General features: G+C 72.5%; 8 protein-coding genes. 3 read left to right on the top strand and 5 right to left on the bottom strand.

From position 1 onward, the window contains the following. Positions 1 to 337: 337 nt before the first annotated feature. The 3 genes from CLV70_RS38390 to CLV70_RS38380 are packed head-to-tail and all read right to left on the bottom strand — an operon-like array spanning position 338 to position 3566. Positions 338 to 1312, bottom strand: a complete 975-nt coding sequence (locus CLV70_RS38390) for an MFS transporter (RefSeq protein ID WP_106131532.1) — start codon at positions 1310 to 1312, stop codon at positions 338 to 340. After that, positions 1303 to 2664, bottom strand: coding sequence for a carboxylesterase/lipase family protein (locus CLV70_RS38385; protein WP_106131531.1), 1362 nt, complete (start codon positions 2662 to 2664; stop codon positions 1303 to 1305). The genes CLV70_RS38390 and CLV70_RS38385 overlap by 10 nt, the downstream gene beginning before the upstream one ends. Then, a complete protein-coding gene (locus CLV70_RS38380) occupies positions 2661 to 3566 on the bottom strand; it encodes an MBL fold metallo-hydrolase (protein WP_245908810.1) in 906 nt (301 codons plus the stop codon). The genes CLV70_RS38385 and CLV70_RS38380 overlap by 4 nt, the downstream gene beginning before the upstream one ends. Before the next feature lie 101 nt (positions 3567 to 3667). On the opposite strand from CLV70_RS38380, the gene CLV70_RS38375 reads away from it, so the two are divergent. Genes CLV70_RS38375 through CLV70_RS38365 form a run of 3 tightly spaced genes read left to right on the top strand, consistent with a single transcriptional unit; the run spans position 3668 to position 5683 of the window. Further along, on the top strand, positions 3668 to 4528 hold the full coding sequence (locus CLV70_RS38375) for a helix-turn-helix domain-containing protein (protein ID WP_106131529.1): 861 nt from the start codon (positions 3668 to 3670) through the stop codon (positions 4526 to 4528). 52 nt (positions 4529 to 4580) lie between these two features. Further along, positions 4581 to 5066, top strand: coding sequence for a sigma-70 family RNA polymerase sigma factor (locus CLV70_RS38370; RefSeq protein ID WP_245908809.1), 486 nt, complete (start codon positions 4581 to 4583; stop codon positions 5064 to 5066). Between the two features lie 8 nt (positions 5067 to 5074). Next, positions 5075 to 5683 (top strand): hypothetical protein, encoded by a 609-nt coding sequence (locus CLV70_RS38365; RefSeq protein ID WP_146164351.1) that lies wholly within the window; start codon positions 5075 to 5077, stop codon positions 5681 to 5683. 38 nt (positions 5684 to 5721) lie between these two features. Here the strand turns inward: CLV70_RS38365 and CLV70_RS38360 are convergent, their stop codons facing one another. Both CLV70_RS38360 and CLV70_RS38355 read right to left on the bottom strand, forming a co-directional pair. Then, entirely contained in the window at positions 5722 to 6534 is an 813-nt protein-coding gene (locus CLV70_RS38360; protein ID WP_106131526.1) for an SDR family NAD(P)-dependent oxidoreductase, read from the bottom strand. A gap of 49 nt (positions 6535 to 6583) precedes the next feature. After that, positions 6584 to 7024 carry a hypothetical protein gene (locus tag CLV70_RS38355; protein ID WP_106131525.1) on the bottom strand — a complete coding sequence of 147 codons (441 nt, stop codon included), beginning with the start codon at positions 7022 to 7024 and terminating at the stop codon, positions 6584 to 6586. Positions 7025 to 7124: the final 100 nt, after the last annotated feature.

The raw sequence follows: 7124 nt of genomic DNA, 5'->3' as shown, positions 1-7124 counted from the left end.
CTGAACGCCTTCCAGATCGCCTTTGAAGGCCGGCTCACTCCGGCCGACAACTGACCACCTCAACAACCAAGATCAGCCGTTAACTTGACACTCCCCGCCGGACGCGTCGCACAGGATTTACAAGCGAGGGGTCGCAGGTTCGAAGCTGCCGCGCCCACGTGAGTCGGATGCGCTTGTCCGCGGGAAGCGCGGACCGGAGCCGCACGTCTTTTGCTTCGGGGCCGAGCCCTCGGACGCCCCGCATTGCGGTGGCTGAACTGACGCCTGTCGGTGCGTTTCGCCTGCTGGTTGCTGGTCACCATCTCGACCTTTGTTTCTGAGCGCGGGTCGGTTGGGGCTAGGCGGAAGTGGGCGTTAGCCAGATTGCGGCTGCTGCGGCCAGTTGTTGGATTGTGGCCAGGCGGCCGGAGGCGGCGCCGGGTACGGCGCCGTTGAGGGCTTTGGCCGTCAGGAGGGGGAGCAGGATGCCCATTGCGGCGCCTCCGAGCAGGAGGGGGAGGCCGGGGGTGCCGGCGTATGCGAGCAGGGCCAGCGCTGGGGCGGCGACCGTGAGTTGGACCGCCGGGCGGCGGAGCAGGGAGACGGCGGCGAAGGTTGCGCCGTAGCCGATCGCTACGAGTTGGTGGCCGGTGACCAGGAGGAGGGCGGCCTGGCCGGCGTACAGGGCGCCGGTGGCCGAGGCTGCCAGGATTGCTCGGGGGCCGGCGAAGACCGGTGGGGATCGGCGGCGGTACGTGAGCCAGAGCGGCACCGCAACCGCCGCCGGCAGCAGGGACAGGGGGCTTGTGCGGGTGAGGGGGAGCAGCAGCGCCAGTGGGAGCAGGACCGTCAGCGGGTTGATCCGGGTGCCGGGGTGGCGCGTGGCGGGGAGGTGGCGGGCGCTCGGTAGTGCCGTGGCCGCCACCAGGATCTGGACGGCGAAGAGTGCTCGCCACGGGAGCGCCAGGGCGAGCAGTTGGCCGGTGACGCTCGCGGCGCCGAGGGTTGCCGTCAGGCGGGTGTAGGCGCCGCCGCCCGCCGTCAGGGCGAAGGCCTGCGGGACCAGCGCGGCGGCTGCGAGGCCCTGCAGGGCTCGGCCGCCGAGGAGGACGGCCGGGACCGGTGCGCACGCGCAGATCGCGCACGCCAGGAGGTAGCCTGCCGCGGCCAGGGTGAAGACGCGGCGGATGCCGAAGCGGTCGCCGAGGACGCCGCCGGTCATCAGGGTCGCGGCGTACGCGGTGGAGAACACGGCCAGGGCCGGGGCGCCGAGCCCGGCCGTGCTCATCGCGAAGAAGTCGAACACCGCGAGGAACGGCGCGGTCAGGACCACGCGACTCGTTCGGGTCCGCGGGGGTCGTGGAGCTGCTTCCACGCCGTACCTATGTGCATTGTCGTGCGGTGGTTCGCCTCGAACGGTTCCCAGCCGGGATCGCCGGTGCGGGCGAAGCGGACCCAGGCGTCGTGCACGTCCGAGCTGCCGAACACGTACGGAAGCTCGATCGTGTGGGTGGCGCCGAGGCGGGGATCGCGGCGGGCGAACTCGTAGGCCCACGTCGGGGAGTGCCGGGCGTGCGCCTCGGTCAGGGCCCAGGTTCCGGCCCCGAACAGGGCGTCACCCAGGATGGCCGACCGGAGCTCCGCGTCGGTCGCGCCGGGCCGGTTCTTCCGGTACGCCGTGACGAGCCGTTCCGGATCCGGATGGGCGAGGCCCGCCACGGCGTCCACGTCGGCGCTCGTCGTACCGTCGTATCTGCCGACCGGGATCAGATAGAGGTTGCCCTCCTCGGTGTTGGCCCCGATGAGCAGGCCGGCCCCGGCGGTGACCGCGTCGGCCGGCTGGACGTCCAGGACCAGGCTGAACGGGCTCAGTCCGAGCAGGGGATCGGTGTGGGTCGCCGTGCGCAGGTCGAGCCCCGGCAGCTTCGAGGCCGCCTCGACGAGCTGCTCGTCGGTCAGCCCGGCGAACGCCTCGGCGGTCGCCTCGACGCCCAGGATGCCCGCCGCCGCCCGGGTGACACGGGCGGCCTGCTCCGGGCTGAACGCGCCGAGGCCGCTTCCGCTCTGGACGATCGCCCGCCGGAAGAGGCCGGTCGCCTCCGGGGTGGCGAGGATGCCGCCGACGATGGTGGCGCCGGCCGACTGGCCGAACAGGGTGACGTTCTCCGGATCCCCGCCGAATGCCGCGATGTTCTCCCGCACCCAGCGCAGGGCGGCCACCACGTCGAGCAGGCCCCGGTTGGCGGGCGCGCCCGGCAGGTCCAGGAAGCCCGCGATCCCGAGCCGGTAGTTGACCGTGACCAGGACGACGCCGTCGCGGGCGAAGGCCGACCCGTCGTAGTAGGCGGCGCGGTTGGAGCCCGCGACGAAGCCGCCGCCGTGGACGAAGACCATGACCGGCGCGCCGGAACCCCCGGTGCCGGGCGTCCAGACGTTGACGGTCAGGTAGTCCTCGCCCGGGTGCCAGCCGTCGCCGAAGTACCCGGACATGTCGACGTCGCCGAGTTTGCGTTCGGACTGCGGCGCGTTGGGGCCGAAGGCGGTGGCGTCGCGGACGCCGTCCCACGGCCGGTGCGGCGCGGGCGCGGCGAACCTGGCGGCGCCGGTGGGCGGTGCCGCGTACGGAATGTCGAAGAAGGCCGAGGTGCCGCGGACCGCGCCCTGGGCCGTGCTGACGACGGTCATCCGAACGGCGCCCAATCCTTGATGGCGAACCGGTCCGCGTCCCGGGTGACCTCGAGGGCGCCACCGCCGGGGAAGTGGGCCGGTACGACGATCGCGTTGTGGTCGGCGGCCCAGCCCAGCAGCCGGCGGCGGGTGGCGACGGCCATGGCCGGGTCCTCGCAGAAGCAGCTGTTGGCCTCCGGCTCGAGCACCTGTACGGGGCTGTGCATCAGGTCGCCGACGAACAGTGCCCGGTCGGTGCCCGAGGTGAGCGTCAGGACGCTGGAACCGGGCGTGTGCCCCGGCGCCGCCGTCAGGACGAGGTTCTCGTCGAGGCGATGAGTGTCCTCCCAGAGCAGCGTCTGCCCGGCCCGGTGCACGGGTACGACGCTGTCCTCGAAGACGTTCTGGTTGCCCCGGCCGAACACGGTCGGGTTGTTGTTCTCCGGGTTCCAGAAGTCGAAGTCGGCCTTCGGCATCACGTACGTGGCGTTCGGGAAGGTCGGGACCCAGGTGCGGCCGTCCAGCCGGGTGTTCCAGCCGACGTGGTCGATGTGCAGGTGCGTGTTGACGACGACGTCGACCTCCTCCGGCCGTACGCCCGCCCGGGCCAGGTTGTCCAGGAAGGTGGTGTCGTGGTGGGCCCAGACCTGCGCGTACGGGCGCTCCTTGTGGTTGCCGACGCCGGTGTCGACGAGGATCGTCCGGCCGGCGCTGCGGAGCACCCACGTCTGGATCGCCGAGTTGACGATCCCGGTGGCCGGGTCGAGGAACGTCGGCTGCAGCCAGCCCGCGTTGTCGGCCCAGACCTGCTCGGGGTTGCCGGTGAAGAAGACGTCGGGCGTCATCTCGACCGAGCCGTAGTACTCCCAGACCCGGGTGACGGTGACGTCGCCCAGCTGGATCGTGTGCACACCTGTCATGCCGACGATCCTGGGATCTCCGGCACGCGCCAACCAGCCCCGGTCCTGCCTACCCCTGACAGGTACAGGCAGCGGCGGCGGCGCCCGCGCATACTTGCCGGATGGAGGCCAGATCGCCGCTCGGCGAGTTTCTGCAGGCCAGGCGTGCCCGGCTCAGCCCCGACGACGTCGGGCTGCCGCGCTACGGCGACCGCCGGCGGGTGCCCGGCCTGCGCCGCGAGGAGCTCGCCCTGCTCGCCGGGGTCAGCGCGGGCTACTACACCCGCCTCGAACAGGGCCAGTCGCTCCACGCCTCGGCCGAGGTCCTCGACGCGATAGCGGGCGCCCTGCAGCTGAGCGCCGCCGAACGCGAACACCTGCACGTGCTGTCGGCCACCGTGCCCCACCGGGTACGCCCGTCCACCCCTCCCGACGAGCGGGCCGACGAGGGCCTGCGTACGCTGCTGGCCGCGATGAACGACGTGCCCGCCCTCGTCGTGGGCCGCCGCAACGACGTCCTCGCCTGGAACCTCGCCGGCCACGCCCTGCTCGCCGGCCACCTCGACTTCGCCGCGCCGGACGCCCCCGGGACCCGGCCGAACATGTCCCGGCTGGTCTTCCTCGACGCGCACATCCGCGGCCTCTACCGCAACTGGGACACCAAGGCCCGGGCCGTGGTCGGCAACCTGCGCGTCATGACCGCCCGCAACCCGGGCGACGCGGGCCTGGCGACGCTCGTCGGCGAGCTGGCCATCGAGAGCGCCGAGTTCGCCACCATGTGGGCCGAGCACACCGTCCGGCCCTGCGGCCGCGACGTCTACGACCTGACCCACCCGCTCGTCGGCGACCTCACGGTGACCCAGCAGACGCTCAGCGTTCCCCAGGTCCCGCACCAGTCCCTGATCACCGTCACCGCCGACCCGGGCTCGCCGTCCGCCGCCGCGCTCACGATGCTGCATCAGCTCTGCGGCCACCGCCGCTGAAGTTTTCCGCGGTCGGGGTAAATGGATCGGGCCGCTGGTGCGTAAGCCAGGTGTGGAACGAGATCGGAAGGACTTCGCGGACTTCTACGAGCGCTCGCGTGACGACTGCCTGCGGGCGGTCCTGGCCGCGACGGGCGACCGTGGGCTGGCGGAAGACCTGGTCGCGGAGGCGTTCGCGCGGGCCTGGGCGTCCTGGCAGAAGGTGAGCCGGCATCCGGCCCCCGTGGCGTGGGTGGTGCGCACCGCCCTGAACGTCCGGGTGTCGTGGTGGCGGCGGCGCCGTCGCGAGGTCGCCCTGGACGACCACGACCAGCCCCAGCCCGGCGGCGAACCGAGCCCCGGCGTGGAGGACGCGGTGCTGGCGGCGGTGCGGCAGTTGCCGCGGCGGCAGCGTGAGGCGTTCGTGCTGCGGGTCTGTTGTGACCTCGACACCGAAGCGGTCGCCGAGGTGCTGGGCATCTCGCCGCGTACCGTGGCGGTCCATCTTTCTCGTGCCACTGCCAGTCTGCGGGCGCAGTTCGCGCCGGCGGTGAGTTAGGAATCCCGATGATGGATGACGATGAGGTGTTGGCCGTGGTGAAGAGGGCTTTGTCCGACGTGCGGATGGACCGTCCGGTGGAGGCGATCGAGCGGCGGGGCCGCGCCCGGCGGCGCAACCGGGCGATGGTGGCCGGCGGCGCGCTGGCGGCGGTCGGGGCGCTGGCCCTGGCGGCGCCGATGGCGTTCGGCGACTCGGCGCCGGGCCCGTCCGGCACCGCGACGCAGGCCGCCGGCAACCCGGAGCCGGTGGCGTTCAAGCTCGTGAACCAGACGGACGGTTCGGTGAAGCTCACCCTCGACTACCGGAAGCTGCTGAACCCGGCGGCGCTCGAGAAGGCGCTGGACGGTGCGGGCATCGCGGCGGTGGTGAAGGACGGCGTCTACTGCAGCCCCCGCAAGGAGCAGCTGCCGGAGGCCAAGCAGGTGTTCGGGACCGAGCGCGCGGTCACGAAGGACGGGTCGCAGATCGATCTGGTGATCCGGCCGGCGAAGATGCCGGCGGGCAGCGTCGCGTACTTCAGCGTCTTCCCGACGGACAAGGGCGAGGGCAACACCAAGTTCGCCAAGTTCCTCGTGCCCAAGGGCGCGGCGATGGACTGCCGCACGATCGGCTGACCGGCGGGCCCGGAGGCCGGCAGCGGCCTCCGGGCCGATCAGCGCAGCGTGATGACGTTGCCGGTGATCAGCCCGGACGCCTCCGACGCCAGGTACGCGATCACGTCGGCGACCTCGTCCGGCGTGGCCACGTGCACGAGCGACGCGCTTCCCGCGACGAACGACCGCACCGAGTCGGTCACCCATCCGGTGTCCGTCACCGGCGGATGGACCACGTTCGCCGTGATGCCCAGCGGTGCCAGCTCCACCGCGGCGGACATCGTGTAGTTGGTCTGGGCCGCCTTCGCCGCCCCGTACGAGACCTCCTCCGGGAAGCCCAGCTCGGCGCCCGAGGTGAGCCCGACGATCCGGCCCCAGGTCGCGCCGCGGGCGGTGTGGCGCCGGGCGAGCTCGGCGATGAGCAGGGCCGGGGCCAGGGCGTCCACGGCGAACTGCCGGTGCCAGGTGGCTGCCGTGACCGGCTGCATCGTCCGGCCGTGCTTGTCGGTCGGGTACGGGCTGAAGGTGTCCTGCACCCACCCGGTGGCGTTGTTGATCAGGATGTCGACCGGCCCGAACGCCTGCTCGGCCAGGTCGAAGAGCCGCCGGGGCGCCTCCGGGTCGGTGAGATCCTCCGCGCTCGCGACCGCCTCCCCGCCGGCGGCCCGGATCGCCTCCACCACCCGGTCCGCGGACCCGGCCCGGTTCTCCCGGTACGCGTCCGGCACCGCGGGGTCCACCGGATCGTCGATCTGCCAGTACGCGCACACCACGGCCGAGCCCGCCGCCGCCAGCGCCCTCGCGGTGGCGGCGCCGATCCCGTGGTTCGCGCCGGTCACGAGGGCGACATGCCGGTCCCGTCCGCGCGTCATCCGGGCAGTCTGCCGGAGCGCGGTCGTTCGCGCAGCCCGGCGGGCGCGGTCATTCGGAAACCCCAGCGGCCTGCGCTCGGTCCGTCGTTCGCGCTTGGTCCGTCGTCCGGGGCGGGTCCGCCGTCCGCGCTTGGTCCGTCGTCCGGGGCGGGTCCGGGAGGTCCGCCGCCCGCCGGGTGAGGATCATGCCGGCGCCGGCCAGCCCCGCCGCCGCGCCGGTGACGATGATGAGAATGCGACCGGCGAGGTCTCCGCGCGCCTGGAACGCCGCGGCGGAGATCATCGCGATTCCCAGGGCGATGCCGCCGATGCCGCCCGAAACGGCCCGGCGGGAACCGCGGACGAAACGGCTGAGCAGAAGAAACAACGCGCATACGGTCAGCGCCAGCACGGTTGTCGCCGTGCCGATCAGCGCGGGCGACGGCTCGAACAGCCCGGCCGCCGCGCCGCAGAGGTAGATGATCGCGGCGGCTATCAGGTTGGCGATCACATTGTCCTCGATCCGTCAGAGGTTTTTGCTCCCTGTCTGACCGTTTCGGCTTGACCGTTTTGTCCACTCACGGTGGGTGCGGGATCGCCACGTGTCGCTG

Source organism: Pseudosporangium ferrugineum, from assembly GCF_003002065.1.
Lineage (GTDB): Bacteria > Actinomycetota > Actinomycetes > Mycobacteriales > Micromonosporaceae > Actinoplanes > Actinoplanes ferrugineus_A.
This window is presented reverse-complemented; position numbering and strand designations above follow the sequence as displayed.